The sequence below is a fragment of the Bacillus sp. FSL M7-0558 genome (assembly GCF_038003245.1).
In the GTDB taxonomy this organism is placed as follows: domain Bacteria; phylum Bacillota; class Bacilli; order Bacillales; family Bacillaceae; genus Bacillus; species Bacillus pumilus.
This window is the reverse complement of the sequence record NZ_JBBOOU010000001.1, coordinates 2,447,857-2,469,341: the sequence shown is the minus strand read 5'-3', so window position 1 is coordinate 2,469,341 and position 21,485 is coordinate 2,447,857. Positions and strand designations below refer to the sequence as shown.

General features: G+C 42.4%; 23 protein-coding genes and 1 riboswitch. Of the genes, 18 read left to right on the top strand and 5 right to left on the bottom strand.

Features of this window, described 5'->3' with window-relative positions; all coding sequences use genetic code 11:
- Positions 1-12 precede the first annotated feature (12 nt).
- From nadB to MHB79_RS12465, 5 genes are all read left to right on the top strand, one after another.
- Positions 13-1,587 carry an L-aspartate oxidase gene (nadB, locus tag MHB79_RS12485; RefSeq protein ID WP_340866403.1) on the top strand — a complete coding sequence of 525 codons (1,575 nt, stop codon included), beginning with the start codon at positions 13-15 and terminating at the stop codon, positions 1,585-1,587.
- Positions 1,569-2,432: a carboxylating nicotinate-nucleotide diphosphorylase gene (gene nadC / locus MHB79_RS12480; RefSeq protein ID WP_003216390.1), complete on the top strand. Its 864-nt coding sequence runs from the start codon at positions 1,569-1,571 to the stop codon at positions 2,430-2,432. The genes nadB and nadC overlap by 19 nt, the downstream gene beginning before the upstream one ends.
- Entirely contained in the window at positions 2,419-3,528 is a 1,110-nt protein-coding gene (nadA, locus tag MHB79_RS12475; RefSeq protein ID WP_340866402.1) for a quinolinate synthase NadA, read from the top strand. The genes nadC and nadA overlap by 14 nt, the downstream gene beginning before the upstream one ends.
- 131 nt (positions 3,529-3,659) lie before the next feature.
- Positions 3,660-4,895, top strand: coding sequence for a SafA/ExsA family spore coat assembly protein (gene safA / locus MHB79_RS12470; protein ID WP_277551941.1), 1,236 nt, complete (start codon positions 3,660-3,662; stop codon positions 4,893-4,895).
- A gap of 323 nt (positions 4,896-5,218) precedes the next feature.
- Positions 5,219-5,836: a YhcN/YlaJ family sporulation lipoprotein gene (locus MHB79_RS12465; RefSeq protein ID WP_003216228.1), complete on the top strand. Its 618-nt coding sequence runs from the start codon at positions 5,219-5,221 to the stop codon at positions 5,834-5,836.
- 40 nt (positions 5,837-5,876) lie between these two features.
- On the opposite strand, the gene MHB79_RS12460 is transcribed toward MHB79_RS12465, so the two are convergent.
- Positions 5,877-6,509 (bottom strand): LysE family transporter, encoded by a 633-nt coding sequence (locus MHB79_RS12460; protein ID WP_226803775.1) that lies wholly within the window; start codon positions 6,507-6,509, stop codon positions 5,877-5,879.
- Between the two features lie 237 nt (positions 6,510-6,746).
- Positions 6,747-6,855, top strand: a riboswitch (TPP riboswitch).
- A 127-nt stretch (positions 6,856-6,982) separates the two neighbouring features.
- Here MHB79_RS12460 and thiC point away from each other — a divergent pair.
- Positions 6,983-8,743: a phosphomethylpyrimidine synthase ThiC gene (gene thiC / locus MHB79_RS12455; RefSeq protein WP_340989880.1), complete on the top strand. Its 1,761-nt coding sequence runs from the start codon at positions 6,983-6,985 to the stop codon at positions 8,741-8,743.
- A gap of 35 nt (positions 8,744-8,778) precedes the next feature.
- On the opposite strand, the gene MHB79_RS12450 is transcribed toward thiC, so the two are convergent.
- The gene (locus MHB79_RS12450) at positions 8,779-8,925 is read right to left on the bottom strand and encodes a hypothetical protein (protein WP_003216600.1); all 147 of its coding nucleotides are present in this window, start codon (positions 8,923-8,925) and stop codon (positions 8,779-8,781) included.
- A 192-nt stretch (positions 8,926-9,117) separates the two neighbouring features.
- Here MHB79_RS12450 and MHB79_RS12445 point away from each other — a divergent pair, with 192 nt between their 5' ends.
- Positions 9,118-9,300: a hypothetical protein gene (locus MHB79_RS12445; RefSeq protein WP_003216799.1), complete on the top strand. Its 183-nt coding sequence runs from the start codon at positions 9,118-9,120 to the stop codon at positions 9,298-9,300.
- Positions 9,301-9,333: 33 nt separating this feature from the next.
- Here the strand turns inward: MHB79_RS12445 and MHB79_RS12440 are convergent, their stop codons facing one another.
- Positions 9,334-9,978, bottom strand: a complete 645-nt coding sequence (locus MHB79_RS12440) for a serine/threonine protein kinase (RefSeq protein ID WP_050943662.1) — start codon at positions 9,976-9,978, stop codon at positions 9,334-9,336.
- A 238-nt stretch (positions 9,979-10,216) separates the two neighbouring features.
- On the opposite strand from MHB79_RS12440, the gene MHB79_RS12435 reads away from it, so the two are divergent.
- The 7 genes from MHB79_RS12435 to yajC all read left to right on the top strand — a co-directional run bounded on the left by MHB79_RS12435 (position 10,217) and on the right by yajC (position 15,235).
- Positions 10,217-10,717: an intercompartmental signaling factor BofC gene (locus MHB79_RS12435; RefSeq protein ID WP_340990603.1), complete on the top strand. Its 501-nt coding sequence runs from the start codon at positions 10,217-10,219 to the stop codon at positions 10,715-10,717.
- 148 nt (positions 10,718-10,865) lie between these two features.
- Positions 10,866-11,471, top strand: coding sequence for a Holliday junction branch migration protein RuvA (gene ruvA, locus MHB79_RS12430; protein ID WP_044140019.1), 606 nt, complete (start codon positions 10,866-10,868; stop codon positions 11,469-11,471).
- Between the two features lie 11 nt (positions 11,472-11,482).
- Positions 11,483-12,487, top strand: a complete 1,005-nt coding sequence (gene ruvB / locus MHB79_RS12425; RefSeq protein WP_050943663.1) for a Holliday junction branch migration DNA helicase RuvB — start codon at positions 11,483-11,485, stop codon at positions 12,485-12,487.
- Positions 12,480-12,680: a DUF2905 domain-containing protein gene (locus MHB79_RS12420; RefSeq protein WP_012010741.1), complete on the top strand. Its 201-nt coding sequence runs from the start codon at positions 12,480-12,482 to the stop codon at positions 12,678-12,680. The genes ruvB and MHB79_RS12420 overlap by 8 nt, the downstream gene beginning before the upstream one ends.
- A gap of 34 nt (positions 12,681-12,714) precedes the next feature.
- On the top strand, positions 12,715-13,743 hold the full coding sequence (gene queA, locus MHB79_RS12415) for a tRNA preQ1(34) S-adenosylmethionine ribosyltransferase-isomerase QueA (protein ID WP_106035303.1): 1,029 nt from the start codon (positions 12,715-12,717) through the stop codon (positions 13,741-13,743).
- 31 nt (positions 13,744-13,774) lie between these two features.
- Positions 13,775-14,920 (top strand): tRNA guanosine(34) transglycosylase Tgt, encoded by a 1,146-nt coding sequence (gene tgt / locus MHB79_RS12410; protein ID WP_003216540.1) that lies wholly within the window; start codon positions 13,775-13,777, stop codon positions 14,918-14,920.
- A 48-nt stretch (positions 14,921-14,968) separates the two neighbouring features.
- Positions 14,969-15,235 (top strand): preprotein translocase subunit YajC, encoded by a 267-nt coding sequence (gene yajC / locus MHB79_RS12405; protein WP_003216659.1) that lies wholly within the window; start codon positions 14,969-14,971, stop codon positions 15,233-15,235.
- A 51-nt stretch (positions 15,236-15,286) separates the two neighbouring features.
- On the opposite strand, the gene MHB79_RS12400 is transcribed toward yajC, so the two are convergent.
- Complete coding sequence (locus MHB79_RS12400) at positions 15,287-15,664, bottom strand: TIGR04086 family membrane protein (RefSeq protein WP_003216839.1); 378 nt, start codon at positions 15,662-15,664, stop codon at positions 15,287-15,289.
- Between the two features lie 165 nt (positions 15,665-15,829).
- Between MHB79_RS12400 and MHB79_RS12395 the strand changes: the two genes are divergently transcribed.
- Positions 15,830-16,492, top strand: a complete 663-nt coding sequence (locus MHB79_RS12395) for a DUF421 domain-containing protein (protein WP_003216185.1) — start codon at positions 15,830-15,832, stop codon at positions 16,490-16,492.
- 1 nt (position 16,493) lies between these two features.
- Here the strand turns inward: MHB79_RS12395 and spoVB are convergent, their stop codons facing one another.
- Entirely contained in the window at positions 16,494-18,044 is a 1,551-nt protein-coding gene (spoVB, locus tag MHB79_RS12390) for a stage V sporulation protein B (protein WP_340989879.1), read from the bottom strand.
- A 115-nt stretch (positions 18,045-18,159) separates the two neighbouring features.
- Here spoVB and MHB79_RS12385 point away from each other — a divergent pair, with 115 nt between their 5' ends.
- From MHB79_RS12385 to MHB79_RS12375, 3 genes are all read left to right on the top strand, one after another.
- Entirely contained in the window at positions 18,160-18,456 is a 297-nt protein-coding gene (locus MHB79_RS12385) for a post-transcriptional regulator (RefSeq protein WP_003216788.1), read from the top strand.
- 41 nt (positions 18,457-18,497) lie between these two features.
- Positions 18,498-20,726 carry a protein translocase subunit SecDF gene (gene secDF, locus MHB79_RS12380; protein WP_003216337.1) on the top strand — a complete coding sequence of 743 codons (2,229 nt, stop codon included), beginning with the start codon at positions 18,498-18,500 and terminating at the stop codon, positions 20,724-20,726.
- Positions 20,727-20,905: 179 nt separating this feature from the next.
- On the top strand, positions 20,906-21,394 hold the full coding sequence (locus MHB79_RS12375) for a cation:proton antiporter regulatory subunit (RefSeq protein WP_340989878.1): 489 nt from the start codon (positions 20,906-20,908) through the stop codon (positions 21,392-21,394).
- The last annotated feature ends 91 nt before the right edge of the window (positions 21,395-21,485 follow it).

Below are 21,485 nucleotides of genomic sequence, written 5' to 3'. Positions count from 1 at the left end.
ACAGGAGGGGCGATGGTGTCATCAATCAAAAAAATCATTGTGGTGGGATCAGGCATTGCAGCGCTTTCCTTTGCAAAAACCATTTCAGCAAGCTGCGAAGTCATCATGATGACAAAAAAACAATTTTCCTCTAGTAATTCCATGCTTGCACAAGGAGGAATCGCTGCTGCCTTTTCAGCACAGGATTCTGTTCATCAGCATGTACAAGACACATTAGCCGCCGGCTGTGATCACAATGATGAAAGGGCGGTACAAGAGATCGTACGTCTTGGAAAGCATATGGTGGAGCAGCTCGTAGAAGAAGGCTGTCCATTTGATCAAACGGAGACGGGCGTGCCGCAATTAGGTAAAGAGGGGGCGCATACGACTCATCGCATTTTGCATGCAGGAGGAGACCAAACAGGTAAAACCCTCGTGCAGTATTTAAAAAATCAGCTTGGCTCACATATTCATTTATATGAAAATTCCCATGTCGTTGATCTGCTCGTTCACGAAGGAACCTGCATAGGAGTGGTCTGGAAAGATGAGAAAGATCGCGTACATACCATGACCGCAGATGCCGTTGTTTTATCCACGGGCGGCTGCGGCTCCCTATATGAAACAAACACAAATGACCCTTCTGTAACAGGAGACGGACTGATGATGGCTTATCGAGCCGGAGCACAATTAGCTGATCTCGAATTTGTTCAATTCCATCCCACCCTCTTGACGATCGCTGGAAAAGCAGTCGGTCTCGTTTCAGAGGCAGTCCGAGGAGAGGGAGCCTATTTAGAAGATGAAACACGCAGGAGGATCATGAAAGGCATTCACCCACAAGCTGATTTAGCGCCTAGAGATATTGTCGCTAGAGCTATTTTTCATGAACAGCAATTAGGTCATGATCTGTATCTCAATATCAGCGAAATTCCACATTTCTCAGTTCGTTTTCCAGCCATTGCTGCAATGTGTGAGCGTGCAGGTGTCGATATAGCAAGCGGCAGGCTCCCAGTTTCCCCTGGTATGCATTTTTTAATGGGCGGAATCTGCGTGAATGAATATGGAGAAACGACGGTTCCATCTCTTTTTGCTATCGGAGAAGCGGCCTGTACAGGCTTACACGGAGCGAACCGATTGGCGAGTAATTCTCTCTTGGAAGGTCTCGTTTTAGGAAACAAAGCGGCACGGAGAATTGAACAAGTACCTAAACAGAAAAAAACAATCCCCTCTTTCTCAATTCAAGAAATATGGTCCGTGCCAGAGATTTCAGAGAATCAGTTGAGACAATGGATGACGACATATGCCGCAATTGTAAGAGACGAAAAAGGGCTAAAGACCTTACTGCAAACATTACAGCAAGTCCCTTATCAGCAAATGAATGTGAAGGATATCACAAGTGAACAGATCGAATTAAGCAATCAATGGGCATTAGCGATTTGCCTTGTGAAGTCTGCATTACTTCGTACAGAAAGTAGAGGTGGTCATTATCGATTGGATTATCCAAATCGGAATGATGCATTATGGCGGGGCGTGCAAATTGTCCATGAAAAAGGCCACATTCACATGATGAAAAATGAAAGGATCGGTGTCAAATGGAACGTTTACAGTTAAAACAAATGCTGACTCATTTTTTCACAGAAGATATTGGTTTTGGAGATGTATCAGCTGATGGCATTTTTGGAGAAAAGAAAGGAACAGCCTATATCATCGCAAAACAATCGGGTGTATTGGCAGGTTCTCAAGTCATTGACATAGGGTACCGCCTGCTGAATGAACAGATTCAGACTGAGTTGTTCTTTGAAGAAGGTGATTGGATTCATTCAGGGGCAGTGCTGGCGAAAATAAAGGGACCAGTCAGCGACTTATTAAAAGGAGAACGGGTCATTTTAAATGTCTTGCAGCGCATGACAGGTATCGCCACTTTAACACATGAAGCAGTGCAGCGATTAGCGGACCCGTCGATTACGATTTGTGATACGAGAAAAACGACGCCCGGCTTGCGTATGTTAGAGAAATACGCTGTGAAGACAGGTGGGGGAAAGAATCATCGCTTCGGCTTATCAGATGGGGTGATGATTAAAGATAATCATATTGCCGCATGCGGATCTATTCGTGAAGCAGTAGAGAAGGCAAGAGCATATGCCGGTCATATGGTGAAAATTGAAGTGGAAATTGAATCAGAAACGCAGCTAAAGGAAGCCATTGATGCAAAAGCCGATGTCATCATGTTTGACAACTGCTCTCCAGACGAAGTCAAACGTTTTAAACAAATGACGCCTGAGACAATTTTGACAGAGGCTTCAGGAGGCATCACGCTAGAGACATTGCCAAGTTACAGAGGGACAGGTGTCGACCTTATTTCACTTGGTTTTCTGACACATTCTGCTCCAGCATTTGATTTTAGTATGAATATGGAATTCAGTCATAAAGGGGGAACAACTCATGTCACTGCTTGATGTACTTGCGAATCAACATGCAGCCATGATGCCAGAAGAATATAAACACCGATCAGTTGATGATATGAAGCAGCGTGTGTTAGACATTAAACGAGCCTTTGGATCAAAGCTTTTTATACCAGGGCATCATTATCAAAAGGATGAAGTCATCCAATTCGCAGATGCAACAGGGGATTCATTGCAGCTCGCACAAATAGCCGCGGACAACAAGGAAGCGGAGTACATTGTGTTCTGCGGTGTTCACTTCATGGCTGAAACGGCAGATATGCTGTCAAACAAGAATCAAAAGGTTCTATTGCCAGATATGAGAGCAGGCTGTTCAATGGCAGATATGGCAAACATGAAACAAACGGATAGAGCATGGGAGCAGCTCACTAATCTGTTTGGGGAGACAATTCTTCCACTTACGTATGTCAACTCAACAGCTGATATTAAAGCATTTGTCGGAAAGCATGGCGGGGCCACTGTGACATCATCAAACGCTAAAAAAGTGCTGGAGTGGGCGCTCACACAAAAAGAGCGCATTCTGTTTCTCCCTGATCAGCATTTAGGGCGTAATACGGCCTTTGATTTAGGCATTTCACTTGAAGAAATGGCTGTCTGGGATCAAATAGAAGAAAGGCTCATCACCGATCAGCCTCTTTCCCGCATCAAGATGATTTTATGGAAAGGCCATTGCTCTGTCCATGAGAAATTTACGGTGCGGAATATTGAAGAAACAAGAAAAAGAGACCGTGACATTCAAATTCTTGTCCATCCAGAGTGCACGCATGAAGTCGTCACGGCGTCTGATCTTGCCGGTTCAACGAAATTTATTATTGATACGATCAAGGAAGCAGCAGCAGGAAGCAAGTGGGCGATTGGAACAGAGATGAATTTGGTCAAGCGAATCATAGATCAGCATCCAGATAAACAAATCGAATCCCTCAATCCGGATATGTGTCCATGTTTGACGATGAATCGGATCGATCTCCCTCATTTGTTATGGTCACTAGAAAGCATAGAGAAAGGTGATCCGGTCGGTTTGATTCAAGTCAATGAAGACACGACAAAAGACGCTTTACTTGCACTGAATAAAATGCTCGCCATTAAATAATGAATCAGCCCCTCCTATCAGAAAACAAGTTTTTATCATATCGGCTTGTAAATAGGCATAAATTTATGGTGAAACATATTGTACTTCTGACATAACCGTTACGTTCACGTTTTGCATAGGAGGGGAAAACGTTGAAAATTCATATTGTGCAAAAAGGAGACTCCCTTTGGAAAATTTCAAAGAAATACGGAGTCGACTTTCAAGAATTGAAAAAACTAAATTCACAGCTCAGTAACCCAGATTTGATCATGCCGGGTATGAAGATCAAGATTCCATCTAGTGGTGTTCCTGTAAAAACAGATCATCAGAAAGCAAAAGAAATGCCAAAGCCGAAAGAACATCCGTATGTGAAAGAAAAGCCAAAAGATGTCGTGCAAGTGCAAGATACGAAGCCGAAAGAAAAGCCAAACGAACCTGTACCTTATGTACCGCCAGTGCCAAAGATCGAGCAGCCAGCTTTTCCACAAGTCGATGTGAACTATTATCAGACCAATCTCTACCAGCCATTCACGCCTCCTCCCAAAAAAGAACATCATGAGAAAAAAGATCACGTTCATGAAAAGAAAGATCATGTTCATGACAAAAAGGATCATAAAGATCATGTTCATTATGAGAATAAGGAGCATAAAGACAACAAGGACCATTTCCATCATGAAAATAAAGGTCATTTAAAAGATGAAGTGGCAAAGGGGTATGATCCGTTTATTCATATTCCGCATCAAAAGGAGGAGGGAAAAGATATGGAGCACAGCAATTACCCAAACCTTCCTAATTTCCCGCAAATGCCGAATGTAGGAGGCGCAGCGGTAGGGGGAATGGCTGAGAATAAGGAACATCATCACCATCACCAGCATCATGACGCATATGATCCTTATTATGGTCATGGTCATTACATGCCGGCAATGTATCCATATCCGCAGCAAATGGTGCCAGCATCGCCAATTTTACCAGGGTCAGGTCTTTGCTATCCTGTCCAGCCATATTATCACCATCACATGATGCCATATCCATACCCAGCGCAGCCGTATTATCCTGCGTATCAAGCGCCAGCTTATTACGGAGAACATTATGAACATCATGCAAACGATGGTCATCACTGGCACCACCATATGCATCCAAATGCCAATGCCAACGCCAATGTCAATGCGAACGTGAATCAAGGCTTTTATCCAAATGTTTCAAATGAAGCTTATGGCAAGGAAGACTGCGGATGTGATGATGGCATGAAGCAGCATCAGCCGTGGCCAGGACATTACCCGAATCCTGTACCTTATGGCCAAATGGGGGCTTATCCAGCTCAGCCTTATATGCAGCCATATCCAGGTCAATCTGTTTTTGCAAGACCAGAGGAAGACGAAGAAGAGTAATAACAGAAGGAGCGATCTCAATCGTTCCTTTCAGCGTGTAGACAAACCCTCGCATTCTTTGTCAGGGCTGTGCTCCGGTGCTCACGAATGTCAAATTCGCTCCGCTCCTGTGCTCACCCTTCCTAGACTGCAAAGGTTTTCTATCACGCTGAAAAGAAGAAAAAGGGCTAAAATATAGATCATTTTAGCAAACTGGAGGGAACGATCTCAATCGTTCCTTTTTTTGTTTATAACTGACAGCTTGATTTTTCCCAAAACTGTACATGCTAAAACAGAGCCTGTTTCGCGCTCATGAGATTGAATTTGTACAGGGGGTTTTTCGTTTGAGACAAAAATGGCAAAAAACGATCGCATTAGTGCTTCTTCCTATTGGGTTAACGGCATGTGGTACAAATGACAATGCAGGTGTAGATACACGTCATAATCAATCAGGTCAGCCAGTCGGATATCATTCGAATAACCGTGCGGATGACAATAACCAAGATCATCAAGGGCCAGTTTCTGAACTCATGGAGGGAATGAACGGTGGGAATACAACGAATGTTGATTATCGCACCCGCCCTCAAGCAGATGATCGAACGCCTCTCGCAGGTGGTGATGGACGCTACAGTCATGGAGATATGAACTATCATAACCAAATGTCGTTCTCTGGCTACGATAAACAAGAGAATGTGCAGCGTTCAAGAAAAATTGCCAATCGCGTCAATAAAATGAACCACGTTGCAGACTCACAGGTGATGGTAACAGATGAAAATGTGTATATTGCCATTAAATCAGATGGACGTCTGACGTCAGAGGGCGTATCACAAGTGGAAGAAGCAGCGACTCGTTATGCGGATGGAAGAGCTGTCCAAGTCATTAAAGACGAGGGAGCTTTCACACGCTTTAGAGATATGAGAAGAACACAATTTGAAACAGGTCAAACAGGCATGACTCGATAAGTAAAAAAGGCTAAAGTTCCTCAAGAACTTTAGCCTTTTCTTAAAAATAAACCTTAATGCCTATATAGAATTCGTAAAAGAAATAACAGCCAAATCCAAGTAATAAAATACCAGCAATAATGGATGTCCATTTGATCATCGTTCGATTCATCACTTTTCTTGTTAAGGATACAAGGGTGAGAAGACTGATGTCATGAAGGAGAATCCCTGCCAAAATACCGCCTGATGCCAGCATAAATTCAGATGAATCTGTTTTTGTATATGCATCTGCCAGTACAGCTCCGAATACAGAAACCCAGAACACAAGGTTTCCAGGAGACACCGCGACAAGCAAGCCGTTTCTGTACGTCTTTGCGAAAGATTTATTGACTTTTTCGCCAGCTAAATGGATGTCTTGATCCGCATGTTTAATGGAATCGTATGCGAGCATCATTAAGAAGATAGCTCCGATCAGCCAGAGCGGGATTTGGACAAATGGCAGTGATAAAAACTGAGCAAATCCAGCATACAAAGCCAAGATTAGTAAGAGATCAATGGTCATGCCGCCTGCTCCTACAGTTAAACCATGAAAGAAGCCGTTTTTTAATCCTTGTTTTGTCATTTCAACCGTGATCGCTCCAACTGGTAGAGCAATTGAGAATCCTATGACGATAAATGTGAGAAATGTTTGCAATCGACTAGAACTTCCTTTAAAAAAATCTGTATAAAAATTCTCCGTTTAGATTAATTATACATAATAGGAGAAAAGGATCAATGATTATTTCAGATTTTATCTAAATGTTTGAGGAGGATGATGTATATAAAGGTGTATATCAAGCTGGCTTTATCTCTTTTGTAGTGAAAAGGAACTATTTTCCTAAAACTTCTTTTTTTCATGGCATCTCTATGCTACACTGTTGTGGAAATGAATAAATGTGACTAGGGGTGCCCGCGGCTGGGCTGAGAGAGAAGTGTATGCTTCTTAACCCTTTGGACCTGATCTGGCTCGTACCAGCGTGGGGAAGTTGAAGATGATACATGTGTCTTATAAATGAGATTCATGTTTATTTCTAACGACGAAACCAGGTTCTGTTCATAGAGCCTGGTTTTTTTGCTGGTGCTGATTCCATCCTGTCCGGTGACAAGAAGAGAAGGAGAGAACAGCAAATGAAAGAAAAGAAAAATACCCTAACAACTCAATCGTTATTATCAAGCTTTGATGGCAGCCGAAAGGTGTATGAGAAAGGGTCAAGACCTGACATTTTAGTGCCAAAAAGAGAGATTGCCCTCTCACAAACGGTGACGCAGGCAGGAAACATTCAAAATGAACCGATTCGTGTGTACGATACGAGTGGACCTTACACCGATGAGCGTGCCCATATCGATGTTACAAAGGGGCTTCATCGTCTGAGAGCGGCATGGATCGAAGAAAGAGGGGATACAGAAAGCTATGAAGGACGTCATGTAAAACCTGAAGATAACGGATATCGCTCCAAAGAGAAATCGTCACATCAGCATGTTCTTACTGATTTTCATCATGAGCCGCTTCGCGCAAAACAAGGTACCTGTGTGACGCAAATGCATTATGCAAAAAAAGGTATTGTGACGCCTGAAATGGAGTTCATCGCGTTAAGAGAAGGGTTAAGTCCTGAGTTCGTGAGAGAGGAAGTAGCCAGCGGAAGAGCCGTCATTCCAGCGAATATTAACCATCCTGAAAGTGAACCGATGATTATCGGAAGGCATTTTCATGTCAAAATCAATGCGAACATTGGCAATTCAGCTGTGACATCATCCATTGATGAAGAAGTTGAAAAAATGACTTGGGCAATCAGATGGGGTGCAGACACTATGATGGATCTGTCTACAGGAAAGGACATTCATACAACGAGAGAATGGATCATACGCAATTGCCCAGTCCCAGTAGGCACCGTTCCCATTTATCAGGCGCTTGAAAAAGTGAATGGCGTGGCAGAAGATTTGACGTGGGACGTGTACAGAGACACGTTAATTGAACAAGCAGAGCAAGGAGTAGACTACTTCACGATACATGCGGGCGTGCGGTTAAGGTATATTCCGCTGACAGTCGATCGGGTAACCGGAATTGTTTCAAGAGGCGGTGCCATTATGGCAAGATGGTGTCTTGCTCATCATCAAGAGAATTTCCTTTATACCCACTTCGAAGATATTTGTGAGATTATGAAAACGTATGATATTGCCTTTTCACTTGGAGATGGGCTTAGACCAGGATCAATAGCTGATGCCAATGATGAAGCGCAGTTTGCAGAGCTGGAAACGTTAGGTGAATTGACAGAGATCGCTTGGAAACATGATGTTCAGGTGATGATTGAAGGACCTGGGCATGTTCCAATGGATAAAATCAAAGAGAATGTAGACAAACAAATGGAGATTTGCAAAGAGGCACCATTTTATACATTAGGACCTCTTACAACAGATATTGCACCGGGATATGATCATATTACATCTGCCATCGGCGCAGCTATGATCGGCTGGTATGGAACAGCGATGCTATGCTATGTAACGCCAAAAGAGCATTTAGGGCTGCCGAACAAAGAAGATGTAAGAGAAGGTGTGATCGCCTATAAAATTGCTGCACATGCTGCTGATCTAGCAAAAGGACATCCTGCTGCTCAAAAGCGCGATGATGCTTTATCGAAAGCAAGGTTTGAATTTAGATGGCGGGACCAATTCAACCTGTCACTTGATCCAGAAAGAGCGATGGCGTTCCATGATGAAACATTGCCTGCCGAAGGCGCTAAGACTGCCCATTTTTGCTCAATGTGCGGACCGAAGTTTTGCAGCATGAAAATTTCCCATGATATTCGCAATCAATCAGAAGAAGTAAAAAAAGAGATGGAGAAGAAGGCGAAGGAGTTTATCAGCCAAGGAAGTCAAATATATTCATCCTAAAAAAGAACCTCGCACGCATGTTGTGCGGGGTTTTATCAGATCGCGGATAAGGCTTTTCTTAAGAGGTGGAAAAATGCCTTTAATGCAACCCCTATCATGTCCAGACTCGGAATGAGGGCATCTGTTAAATGAAACACGACTGTTTGTCTTTCAGGAGATGTTCGTTTCTTTTTCCGTTTCATAAAGAAAACCTCCTTTTTAAAATACTATACTTCTTTGCAAAGAAGAGGGATAGAGATATTGTTTGAATTTAAACAAAATTTAAACTTCTTGTGTTTGAAAGGAAAGAAGGAGGGGAAACGAGTTGAGTAGAGAATGAATGAAAAGAGCCGATCTATTTGGCCAGCTAACAAGAGAGAGTGGAAGGTGATCTTATGATGAAAGTATTTAAGGTAACATTTCATATGAACAATGGGGAAGTGCTTGATTTCGAGCTAAAACGTCCAGCTACCTATGATGTGTATAAGAAAATTGAAGAAGCCAATCATTGGTTTAAGCTGAATAATGAAATCATTAACTTATTAAATGTGAATAGCATCCATGTTGAAACAGATTGACACAGAAAAGCCGCTCAGTGAGAGCGGCTTTCATTATGCAGAGAAATCATTCCGATTATTAAGCTGACCGCGAGACAGCCAGTTCTTTTTATACAAATAAGCAATCACTTCAAGCCAAAGACGCGGTGCTTTTTTCGGGAAGAAAGGTTTTTGATAATAAGCGTAAGCGGCTTTTAAGTCATCCCATTGGTGGCATGCTTTTGTTTGTGTGAAACGGGCAACGTCGATGACCCTGACCTGTCCTTCCTTCGTTAAGATCAGATTCCTTAGGTGGATATCAGAAGGGTTCAATCCTTTCTCGCGTGCTTCTTCTAGCGCATCATCGACTTGTTCAATCATTTGTTTTTTAATAGGAATCCCCTTTGTGAGGCATTCATAGAATGTATATCCTTTAATATATTCCATTAAAATATACTGATCCCCAGATTCATAAATCTCAGGGTAGTAAGACGAACCAGAAAGTTTTTCATAAATGGCGGCTTCCTTGCGGGCAATATGCTGATAAGAAGGGAAAAAGACTTTTAACGCCATTTTCTTGCCGTTTTTTTTGTATGAAAAGACATAGGCACTTCTTCCTTTGCCGCACAGCTCAAGCTCTGCCGGTTTAAAGGCAAGCTTATGAAGACGTTTATCCTCATGATACTGAATCGATTCGGCTAATCTTTTGACTTCTGACATTGACTTCACCTTCTTTGGTTTCAGTTTATGCGGCTGAAAAACGAATGATGAAAAAACCGAGCATTCGATAAAGCAATGGATTGTATAAAACATACCATTTACGAATGAAGGATACAACGAAAGACTCTTCCCATATATTCATGTCATCGATTTGGTTAATGTTTAGAAAAATGGGTCAAACTACATATGTCATGCATCGATCTCATGTTTTAAAGAGGTGTAAATAGTGAAAGTGAAGATGAAATGTTTCGTTACAGGACTTATCATGACAAGTGTGCTTTTTTTCGCTACGGATATGGAAGGAAAAGAACACTTGCAAATGCAGTCAAACTCGATCACCGTACAGCTTGAAAAAGTTTATCTAGACGGAGATGTGAGTATTGAAAGACACCGGGCATCATTAGAAGACAAAGACACATTCTGGTCGCAGTATAAAGGCTGGACGCTAGTAGAGCAGAAAGAGGATTTTGCGCTTTTTAGAAAGCAAATTGATGATATCTCTCCATTAAGTAAAGCAAATGGATATATCGGATTATCAGAGGACGGTGTGATTTCTACGTTTCATGGAAGGCCTGACGGCTGGGCGGAGCCCATTCATCTCTTTTTTCAAATTGATACGTCCCGTTTAGAAAGTCATGTGGAGGAGCAGCTTGAGCAAGGCATTCCTTTTCGAACAAAGGATGAATTTGAGCATGTGCTTGAAGTCATGAAGCCTTACCGAAATGAAATATCGTTTTAAAGCGTATAACAGCTTGCTGGTGTGAAGGCCGCAAGCTGTTTTTCGTAGTGTCATCGTAAAAATGCATTGAGCGAACGTATGTTAACTTTTATTGCGGTTTTCTTCTCGATTTATGTTACAATGAAGAACAGTCAAAGAGGTGAAAACGGTGATAGAGTTTGTAAAAGGGACCATTGATTATGTGTGCCCGCAATATGTTGTCATAGAAAACGGCGGAGTGGGATATCAAGTCTATAGCCCAAACCCGTTTATCTATCAAATCAATAAACAAGAAACGATTTATACGTATCATTACATAAAGGAAGACGCTTTTTCGTTATATGGATTTCAAACACGAGAAGAAAAAGCGCTGTTCACAAAACTGTTAAATGTCACAGGGATTGGGCCGAAGGGGGCTCTAGCGATTCTTGCTTCAGGAGATCCTGGCGCTGTCATTTCAGCGATAGAACGTGAAGATGAAGCGTTCCTGATTAAATTCCCTGGTGTTGGCAAAAAGACAGCTCGCCAAATCATTCTCGACCTAAAAGGAAAGCTAGCTGATGTTGTGCCTGAAATGATTGGCAATCTATTTAATCACGAGGACCATATTCAGGTCGAAACGCAGCAAACGGCATTAGACGAAGCGCTTGAAGCCTTAAGTGTTCTCGGATACGGTGATCGCGAAATTAAAAAGGTTCTTCCATTGTTAAAAGAAGAAAAGAATCTCACAACCGATCAATATGTGAAAAAAGCTTTACAAAAAATGTTGAAATAGGGTGATGTCTCATGGATGAACGGCTCGTCTCAACTGAAGCAGACAACCATGAATCAGCCATTGAGCAAAGTCTGCGGCCACAGACACTTAGCCAATATATCGGTCAGCAAAAAGTAAAGGATAACCTCAGCGTGTTTATTGAAGCTGCCCGTATGAGGCAGGAAACGCTCGATCACGTCCTTTTATACGGACCGCCCGGACTCGGGAAAACAACGCTTGCGTCGATTATTGCCAATGAAATGAATGTTCAGCTGCGGACGACATCTGGACCAGCGATTGAACGTCCTGGTGATTTGGCGGCGATTTTAACGTCTCTTGAGCCAGGTGATGTGCTGTTTATAGATGAAATTCATCGCTTACAGCGCTCAATTGAGGAAGTGCTTTATCCGGCGATGGAGGATTTTTGTTTAGATATCGTCATTGGCAAAGGAGATACAGCGCGCTCTGTACGGCTTGATTTACCGCCATTTACACTTGTAGGTGCTACGACCCGCGTCGGGCTTTTAACAGCGCCGCTTCGTGACAGGTTTGGGGTACATGCAAGATTGGAATACTATGAGCAAAGAGATTTGGCTCACATTGTTTCAAGAACAGCCGAGCTGTTCGAGATTGGGATCGATCTTCGCTCAGCCGAAGAGATCGCAAGACGTTCCCGCGGTACGCCGAGGGTTGCCAATCGTCTGCTCAGAAGAGTAAGAGATTTTGCGCAGGTGCTTGGGAATCACGCGATTACCGAGGACATTGCGGAAGATGCCCTTGAGCGCCTTCAAGTCGATAAGCTTGGTCTTGATCATATCGATCACAAGCTGCTTTTAAGTATGATCGAAAAATTTAGAGGCGGACCTGTTGGGCTTGATACGATCTCAGCGACAATTGGAGAAGAATCACATACGATTGAAGATGTGTACGAACCGTATTTACTGCAAATTGGTTTCCTGCAAAGAACACCAAGAGGACGGGTCGTCACAAGAGAAGCGTATGAACATTTTCAAATGGAGGTTCCGATTCGTGACTGAATTCCCTAAAATATTGATGATTTTAGGTGGTGTCCTTTTTGCCGCAGGATTAGTATTTCAATTGGTTGGTAAGCTGCCAGGTGATATTTTTGTGAAAAAAGGAAATGTGACGTTCTTTTTCCCTGTAATCACATGCATTGTCATTAGCATCGTGCTCACGATATTACTGAATATCTTTGGACGGATGAAATAACGTTAACTAGTTAACTACAGAATAGGTGAAGGAAATGAAGTTAGAACTATTTGATTTTGATTTACCAGAAAGATTGATTGCACAAGTACCGCTTGAAAAACGAGACGCATCAAGACTGATGGTCTTAAATAAACAAACGGGTGCAATCAAACACGATACATTCTCACAAATCACCGATTATTTTCAAACGGGTGATTGTCTCGTTTTAAATAATACGCGCGTTCTGCCGGCACGTTTGTTTGGAATGAAAGAGGATACAGGTGCAAAAGTTGAACTTCTTCTCTTAAAACAAGAGGAAGGCGACAAATGGGAGACACTTGTAAAGCCAGCCAAACGGGTGAAAAAAGGAACAGTGATCACATTTGGTGATGGAAGGCTTCAAGCGGTATGTACAGAAGAATTAGATCATGGCGGCAGAAAAGTTGAGTTTCAGTATACCGGCATTTTTTATGAAGTACTTGAATCCCTTGGTGAAATGCCGCTGCCTCCTTATATTAAAGAGCAGCTTGACGATCGTGAACGCTATCAAACGGTGTATTCGAAAGAGGTCGGCTCCGCTGCTGCTCCAACTGCTGGTCTTCACTTTACAAACGAGCTGCTGGATGCGCTGAAAGAAAAGGGTGTGCACATCGCATTCATTACACTGCACGTGGGGCTTGGTACTTTTCGTCCGGTCAGTGCAGATCGTATTGAAGAACACGAAATGCACGCGGAATTTTACGAAATGAATGAAGAAACAGCGGCAGAGCTTAATCGCGTTCGCAAAGAAGGCGGGCGGATTATTTCAGTGGGGACAACGTCAACGAGAACGCTAGAAACCATTGCAAGTGCGCATGACGGTGAATTCAAAGCGTCAAGCGGCTGGACGTCAATCTTTATTTACCCCGGCTACACATTCAAGGCAATTGATGGCATGATCACGAATTTCCATCTGCCAAAATCCTCGTTAATCATGCTTGTCAGCGCATTAGCTGGACGAGAGCATGTCCTAAAAGCGTACAATGAGGCTGTAAAAGAGGAATACCGATTCTTCAGCTTTGGCGATGCCATGCTGATTCAATAACATCATACAACAAAGACAGGAGGGCTCATTTTTGTCGCAATTACCGATACGTTATGAGTTCATTAAATCATGCAAACAAACAGGTGCACGACTAGGACGTGTTCATACACCGCACGGCTCCTTTGACACACCTGTATTTATGCCGGTAGGTACACTGGCTACAGTCAAAACGATGGCGCCTGAAGAACTAAAGGCAATGGAAGCAGGCATCATCTTAAGCAATACGTACCACCTATGGCTCCGTCCGGGTCATGACATTGTGAAAGAAGCAGGCGGCCTGCATAAATTTATGAACTGGGATCGAGCGATTTTGACCGACTCAGGCGGATTCCAAGTCTTCTCTTTGAGTGAATTTAGAAAAATTGAAGAAGAAGGCGTCCACTTCCGTAATCACTTAAATGGAGATAAGTTGTTCCTTTCTCCTGAGAAGGCCATGGACATTCAAAATGCGCTTGGCTCTGATATTATGATGGCATTTGATGAATGCCCGCCATATCCAGCAGAATACGATTACATGAAACGTTCTGTAGAGCGGACAAGCAGATGGGCAGAACGCTGTCTAGAAGCACATCAGCGTCCAGAGGATCAAGGGCTGTTTGGAATCATCCAAGGCGGAGAATACGAAGAGCTTCGTAAACAAAGTGCAAAAGATCTCGTGTCACTTGATTTCCCAGGCTACGCCATCGGAGGCTTATCTGTTGGGGAACCAAAAGATGTGATGAACCGTGTACTCGAGTTCACAACGCCATTGTTACCAGCAGACAAGCCAAGGTACTTAATGGGTGTCGGCTCACCAGATTCCTTAATTGACGGCGCCATTCGCGGTGTAGATATGTTTGACTGCGTGCTGCCAACACGAATTGCTAGAAACGGTACGTTGATGACAAGCGAAGGACGTCTAGTTGTGAAAAATGCAAAATATGAGCGTGATTTCAGACCAATCGATGAAAATTGTGACTGCTACACATGTAAAAACTACACACGCGCTTATATTAGACATTTGATCAAAACAAATGAAACGTTCGGAATTCGATTAACAACTTATCATAATCTTCATTTTCTGTTAAAATTAATGGAGCAAGTGAGAGAAGCTATCCGTGAGGATCGTTTAGGTGATTTTAAAGAAGAGTTTTTTGAGCGTTACGGCTTTAACGAACCGAATGCGAAAAACTTTTAACGCATAAACGAAAAGGCTTTACAATGCTTTAGAAAGGGGTGAAATAGAATGGATGGTGGTATGGGTTCAATCATTATGATTGTTGTCATGTTTGCTGTGCTTTACTTCTTATTAATCCGTCCACAGCAAAAGCAACAAAAAGCTGTGCGTCAGATGCAGCAATCTTTATCAAAAGGCGATAAAATCGTCACAATCGGTGGTTTACACGGTGAAATCGACTACATTGATGAATCAAAAGTGGTCATCAAAACAAGCGAAAACAACCGTTTAACTTTCGATCGTCGTGCTATTAGAGAATTAGCTGACAAAGGCTAATCCTCCGATACATAGCCATAAAAAAAAGAGCGATATAGATCCGCTCTTTTTTTATTTGCCTCGAAGATTGACGCCAATCATTCCACCGAGCATACAAATCCCTAGAAATGCCCCATGATAGATGAACTGCTCTGGTGAAAAGGTTTCTCCAAACCCTAAATATTGAAACAAAAATACAGTGAGGGAAAAGATCAGCGAAGTAATCGCACCAATGAACCAGCCGCGCTCCTTTGCCTTTCCTCCAGAAATGATCCCCCCTAATAAAAGTGCCACAAAGGACAAAATCATAATCATCCATTTAAACGATGATTCCTGCATACTTGTGAAGGTAAGCATGAGCGATACAAGTAAGCTTGTGACAATCATGACGATAAAAATGGCCATTAAGCCGGATAAAATCCCTTTTCCGATTTGTTTCGTTTCCTGCATGTGATTCGTCTCCTCTCCAATTGACCGAAGCTTGTCTTTTACTAAAATGTATTCACATAGAAGAAAAAATAGACATGTTTCTCACGATAAAAACAGAGGCTTTCTTTTCTACATAAATAAAGGGTTTTGACACAAGCTATGGTGGAGAAGGAGGGTTTACATCACATGCAGGACATCTTGATTATCTCCATGAGAACAATCATTTTATATTTTCTTATTTGGTTTATTTTTCGGTTAATGGGCAAGAGAGAAATTGGCGAATTGAGTATTTTAGATCTTGTCATTTTTATGATGATCGCAGAAATTGCGGTTCTCGCTATAGAAGAAGTCGAGGATCACATGTTACATACGGTATGGCCGATCCTGCTGTTAACCTTCATTCAAATCACACTTGCCTATCTCTCATTGAAATTCCAAGGTGTCCGGCGCTTTCTTGACGGCAAACCGGTCCTGCTCATCATTAATGGGAAAATTGACGAGGGTGCGATGAGAAAACAGCGATACAATTTTGATGACCTGCTCATTCAATTAAGAGAAAACAACATCGATAGCATTCAGGATGTGTCTTACGCCATTTTAGAGCCATCCGGAAAGCTTGCGGTTGTCGAAAAAGAAAACAAGCACACACACGGAGCGCTTGAGCTGCCACTTATTGCTGATGGCGTTGTACAGCACGATCATTTGAAGCAAATTAATCAAAATGAACAGTGGCTGAAAGATGAGCTTGCCAAAAGAGGCTATCATGAAATTGATCAGATTTCCTACTGCAGCTTTAATCAAAAGACATTTTATATTGATTTGAAAGATGAAGTGATCAAGAAGAAATGAGCTAAAGCAGTTTCCCTATAAACGGGATACGGCGAAGCTCTTCACGCTTCACTAGCCCTAGACAGATTAATAGAATGACATACATTACGCACGTAACAAAGATCAGCATCACAAGCTCAATCGGGGCAGAAAAGAGCCCGTTTACTTGAGATTTCAGCCAAAGGCTCACGGCCCCAGTGCCGATGATCACAAGAACGCATATCCCATATTCCTTCATTGGTAAATGAATAGGCAGTACTTTACCAACAGTTGCCGCATGAAGCAGCGTGACAAGGACGATGCCGATTAATATTGCAAGTGCTGCCCCCATAATGCCAAAGCCCGGCTGTGAAGCAAGAACAAAGATCATTCCTGTTTTCACAACAGCACCTATCAGACTATTCGTCATCGCCGCACCAGCTAAATTGAGTGCTTGCAAGACGGCTTGAAGCGGCCCTTGAAAATAATATAGAAGAAAAAATGGTGCCATGAATTTTACATAAATAGCCGCATGCGATGAACCATACATAAAGAGCGTTAAATCTTCTGCGTAAACGAAAAGAATAATACAGGAAATACCTCCGCTGAGTAGACAAAGACGCATCGCCTGCTTCAGCCTGTATTCGACCGTTTTGCGTCTGTTCTGCTCCATTCCTTCACTGATTGCTGGGACCAGTGCAGTGGAGAGAGAATACGTAATAAAGCTAGGCAGTGTCAAAAGGGTCAGCGCAAGACCAGTCAATTCCCCGTATTGTCTTGTCGCCTCGACGGCCGCATATCCAGCAATGGCAAGACTTTGCGCGACAACTATCGGCTCTAAAAACCATGAAATATTCCCGATAAAACGGCTGCCTGTTGTTGGCAGGGCAATACTCATCAGCTGCTTAAACGTGTCCTTACCGTCATGAATCGCCTTAAAAAATCGTTTTCGAATACGAATGGTCTTTTTATAACGAAAGGCAATCAGTAAATAAGCAAGTGAAATCATCTCTCCAATAACAGATGAAATCATCGCACCTGCTGCCGCATATTCAATCCCATAAGGAAGGAAAGCCGTTGTACATACTGCCACTAGAGAAATTCTTGCAACCTGTTCCAGTACTTGAGATATGGCAAGCGGGCTCATTTGCTGTCTGCCTTGAAAATACCCTCTTAGCACACTGGAAATGGCGATGACTGGGACAACGGGCGTAATGGCAAGCAGTGGATAGACCGTTCTAGGATCTGTCAGCATATTTTCTGCCATGATGGGTGCAAACCATAAAAAGAGCGGCGTGAATATCAGGCTGAGAGTCCCTGTTATCGCAAGAGACATGACAAGAATTCGTTTTGTTTTCTGTTTGTCACCCCGGGCTTCTGCTTCTGCGACAAGCTTGCTAATAGCGACAGGCAGTCCGAATTGTGTCAGCGTCACAGCGAGAAAAAAAGTAGGAGCAGCCATCATATAAAGCCCGACTCCTTCTTCGCCAATGAACCTTGCAATGACAATTCGATTGACAAAACCCAATATTCTCGTGATAAAACCTGCTAAAATTAAAATAATCGTGCCCTTTAAAAACGTTTGCTTCGTCAAATCAAAGATCACCTGCCTTCTCAAACGACATAGAATCATATACAATAAGATATGCGTGTATATCGTCCAAGCATGACAAGTCTCTCGATAAAAACTGAAAAGGGGGAGCGTCCCATTGACACAACATCCGGCTGCAATTTACAAAGACCATTTAAAGCCTTTTCTGTTCAGTAAGCTTGAAGAATTCATCGTTTTGGGCTATAAAGATGTAGATTTAGAGGAATTATGGTCATACTTAGAGAATAAGAAGTGGAAGAAAAAACAAGAGTATCCGATTCATGAAATGGTTGCAGATATTTTATCTGTGAAAATTGGCGAATTTATGAACTATGCAACCGTTCAGTCGTTTAAAACGTCTGCTTTTTTGGACAGTGAAGATGGCAAGAATATGCTAGATGAACTGTTGAAATAAGCCATCTTAATGGATTCAGGTGTTTAAGGAGGAAATACATAATGAAAAAAGGGCGCATTCTTGCGTTTTTCTTAGTGGTTCTGTTAATCGGAACTGGCGTAGGCTTACTAACAAAGCCTGTTGCGAAAGATATGACGCTAGGGCTGGATTTACAGGGTGGATTTGAGGTCCTGTATGATGTACATCCAGTGAAAAAAGAGGATAAAATCACAAATAGTGTCCTCGTCAGTACAGTGGAGGCTTTAAACCGAAGAGCCAATGTGCTAGGTGTAAGTGAGCCGAACATCTCGATTGAAGGCAACAATCGTATCCGTGTGCAGCTTGCGGGAGTAAAAGATCAAAACAGAGCTAGGGAGATTCTTTCCACTGAAGCACAGCTATCCTTCAGAGATACGAATGATAAAGAACTTCTTAACGGGGCTGACCTGGTCGAAAACAGTGCAAAACAAACATTCAGTCAAACGAATGAGCCAATTGTGACGGTTAAACTAAAGGATGCGAAAAAATTTGGTGACGTCACAAGAAAAGTAGCGGCGATGGCGCCGAATAACCAGCTTGTCATTTGGCTTGATTACCACAAAGGAGATTCCTTCAAAAAAGAAGTCTCAAAATCAAACCATAAGTATGTCTCTGCGCCGAATGTGAATCAAGAAATTAACAGCAGTGACGTGCAAATTGAAGGGAAATTTACTGTCCAAGAGGCAAAGGACCTTGCAAGTATTTTAAATGCCGGGGCATTGCCAGTGAAATTAACAGAAAAATATTCAACATCTGTGAGTGCACAGTTTGGTGAACAAGCACTGGACGAAACAGTGTTCGCAGGAATTGTAGGAATCGCATTTATCTTCTTATTCATGCTGCTTTATTACCGATTACCTGGTCTTATCGCTGTCATCACACTTTCAGCTTATATTTACATTACGCTTCAAGTGTTTGATTGGATGGGTGCAGTCATGACGCTGCCTGGAATTGCGGCATTGATTCTAGGGGTAGGGATGGCTGTTGATGCCAACATTATTACTTATGAGCGGATCAAAGAAGAGCTCAAGCTCGGCAAATCAGTCCGTTCTGCTTTCAGATCAGGGAACCGCCGATCATTTGCAACCATCTTTGATGCAAACTTAACAAGTATTATTGCCGGCGGCGTGCTGTTCTTCTTCGGGACAAGCTCGGTAAAAGGATTTGCAACGATGCTCATCCTATCGATTTTAACTAGCTTTATCACAGCTGTCTTCCTATCAAGATTCCTTCTTGGTCTTCTTGTTGAAAGCCGCTATCTTGACCGGAGAAAAGGCTGGTTTGGTGTTCGTCAAAAAGACATTATGAACATTCATGAAACAACAGAAACCACCGAGCCAAAAACACCGTTTGATAAGTGGGATTTCGTCAGCAAACGTAAAGGATTTATGATTTTCTCAGCTACTATCACCATTGCGGGAATCATCGTTCTTTCCATCTTCAAGCTGAATGCGGGAATTGACTTTACAAGTGGAACTAGAATTGATATCCAAAGTGATCACAAGCTGTCAACTGAACAAGTCGAGCAAGACTTTAAAAAGCTGGACCTTGAGACAGACAGTGTCGTGTTATCGGGTCAAAAAGAAAATCAGGCAGCAGCGAGATTTGTCGGTGTGCCGAACAAAGAAAAGATTGCTGAAGTGAAAGATTACTTCAAAGATAAATACGGAACGGAGCCGAACGTAAGTACAGTGTCTCCGACTGTTGGGAAAGAACTTGCCCGAAATGCATTATATGCTGTCATCATTGCTTCAATCGGGATCATTTTATATGTCTCCGTTCGATTTGAATATAAAATGGCCATTGCAGCGATTATTTCACTGCTGTATGACGCGTTCTTTATCGTGGCCTTCTTTAGTATTACGCGTTTAGAGGTGGATGTCACCTTCATTGCGGCGATCCTCACAGTCATCGGATATTCGATCAACGACACGATCGTCACCTTTGACAGGGTTCGTGAACAAATGAAGAAGCGCAAACCAAAAACCATTGAAGATCTATCGTACATTGTGAACTTAAGTTTACAGCAAACCTTTACGCGATCTGTCAACACGGTATTAACCGTACTTGTCGTTGTAATCGCACTGCTTATCTTTGGATCAGCGTCAATTACGAACTTCTCCATCGCCTTACTTGTCGGTCTGTTAACAGGGGTGTACTCATCTCTATATATCGCAGCGCAAATTTGGCTCATGTGGAAGGGCCGTGAGATGAAAAAACCGGCGAAGATTGATACTGAGCAAGATATTTAATTGAGTGAGACTGCCTGAATGGCAGTCTTTTTTCTTTAGTTTTTCCGAAAATAAGACGATTCGAAAAAACATTTCTGGTATCATTGATCTTGAAATGGTCTTTTGCTATAATGACATACGTTTAGACAAGTATAGAAAGCAAGTGTCCGTTTGAGGCATTTGGCTTTGGAGGGGCTGTTATGAAGGTTCGGGAAACTGAACTGCCAGGTACCGGTCACAAAGCCGAAATGATCACAAGAAATAATGAGAAGCTTGCCATCATTACACACGATGACGGCAGGAGAGAAATGTATCATTTTCAAGAGGACGATCACGAAGAATCTATTTCTGATATCTTGCTAAACGATGAAGAAGCAAGACAAATTGCAGCAATCTTAGGCGGCATGGTATATAAGCCGAAAGCGCTTGAAACTGTAGAAGTAGCCATTGATAAACTGATGATTGAATGGTTTAAGATTGAAAAGAATGCACCAGCTGTTCAGCAAACAATCGGTGACCTGAGTGTCCGCCAATATGATCAAGTAACAGTCATCGCTATCGTGAGAAAATCATATGAGAAAATGTTAAATCCAAAACCTGAAACGGTCATTGAAGAAGGGGATACCCTTGTTATTTCTGGAGAAAGACAAGAAATAAAGAATCTCATTTTAAAAAAACTCAGCAGCTAATTCATGCCCATGCTGTTAGATTTTGAATTCCGCGCTTTTCTTTCTGTGTTTAAAAAGGACTATGAAAAGGGAAGAATAAAAGAAAAAGCTT